The 1464-nt window shown below is 58.1% G+C and carries 2 protein-coding genes; one reads left to right on the top strand and one right to left on the bottom strand.

Translation table 11 applies throughout. The features are described 5' to 3' along the window. Nucleotides 1-159 precede the first annotated feature (159 nt). Nucleotides 160-615: a hypothetical protein gene (locus DVH29_RS16050; protein ID WP_114647189.1), complete on the top strand. Its 456-nt coding sequence runs from the start codon at nt 160-162 to the stop codon at nt 613-615. Nucleotides 616-624: 9 nt separating this feature from the next. Here the strand turns inward: DVH29_RS16050 and DVH29_RS16045 are convergent. Next, nucleotides 625-1464: tyrosine-type recombinase/integrase (locus tag DVH29_RS16045; RefSeq protein WP_147276154.1), on the bottom strand; the 840-nt coding region annotated here is incomplete at its 5' end.

Below are 1464 nucleotides of genomic sequence, written 5' to 3'. Positions count from 1 at the left end.
GACAATGCGTCGGCCTTCCTGCCGATCGTGCGCCGCCTCGAACGCGAGCTTGCCGAGGCGAAAGCCGAGCAAGAAATCCTCGAGCGCATGCGCAAGCGGCGGGACAAGGCCAAGGCTAACTCACTCTCATCCTCGACACCTGACGAATAGGAGATCATCATGATCGAATTCATGCACATCACCAGCCTGGACTCTGCGCTGTCCATCCTGCGCAGCGGGCATTTTCATCCGGTCCGGGGGACGCTCGCCGACGCGGGGCTGAACGGATTGCAGTCGGGCAGGATTGGTTGGAATGAACAGTATTTCACCGGCATCGGCGTCAGGCTCTTTTTCGAATGGTCGGGGCCGGTCGAGATTGGTCCAGGATCGGCGCCCAATGTTCTTTTTGATCAGATGCCGCACCGCGTTTTTGTTCCTGCTGGAACCGAACAGTACTTGCGGTTGACTGGCTTCAGGGCAGCGGCCCTGACTTGGCAGCAGCGCCGTTTCAAAATTCCCTGGTATTGCTTTGGTCCGGCCCGTCGAGAGCGTGCCCGCCGCAGGGCAATGGTTCAGCTCCAGGCCGAGATCGACAGCATTGTCGAAACCAAGCCCTATATCAGCGTCATTCCGTGAGTTGCGATCCTACAGGATGTCACCATCGAACGGCAGCACCATCCGCTCAAGCAGCGACCGCCGCCACTCCAATGCGCCTCCGGAACCATATTCCTGACGCGACCGGCGGTGACCGAAGAAAATCTCGCGCATCTCGCCGTCGATGCCCGCCTCTTTCATGCGATCCTCGAATGAATGGCGGATGCTGTAGAGCGTATGTTTTTGTGACGGAACCAATTTGTTTTCGCGGAGATACTTGTTGATCGCCGCACAGGCCGCTTCCTCCTTTTCCCGGTACCGGGGAAAGCCATTGGGAAATTTCTGGAACGCGAGCAATGCTGCACCGACCAGCGGGATTTCGCGCTCGGATGCAGCCGTTTTCAGTTCCCGCGGTGCCTCGGGGTCATCGCGCTCGACGAAGCTGATATAGGGCACCGGCGCATCCAGATGAATATTGCTTGCATCAAGGTTGCACGTCTCACTCGGACGCGCGCCGGTTTCGATGGTGGCCAGAAGGATCGCCCGCGCCTCTTCGTTCAGCCCCTTGAGAGCGTGTGCATTCAAAATCTTGTCGCGGAGCCACGATGTCGGGAATGCGGGCCGCTTGCCCTTCTTGCGCTCCTCGAAACTCAAGCCGGCAAACGGGTTGAGCTTATTCTCCTCACCCATGAACGCGTGATATTCGCGATAGATTTTTCGGAGCTCTCCAATCTGACGATTGCCTGACGAGGCGGTGTGCGTCGGCTTTTTTCCGTGTTCGGCCGGCGCAATGCGGGCCAGCCAATAGCGATAGAATTTATGTGCGTCGTCCCGAGTAATATCGACGATCGACTTGTCGCCAACGATCTCGATGAAATTGCGGACGGCCCG

This window comes from Pelagibacterium lacus, assembly GCF_003345525.1.
GTDB classification, from domain to species: domain Bacteria; phylum Pseudomonadota; class Alphaproteobacteria; order Rhizobiales; family Devosiaceae; genus Pelagibacterium; species Pelagibacterium lacus.
The sequence above is the reverse complement of the archived record's forward strand: the minus strand, read 5'-3'. Positions and strand labels throughout refer to the sequence as shown.

Bases quoted from the DNA above. Each gene is read 5' to 3' on its own strand.
- DVH29_RS16050 (WP_114647189.1), top strand. From the start codon at position 160: ATGATCGAATTCATGCACATCACCAGCCTGGACTCTGCGCTGTCCATC.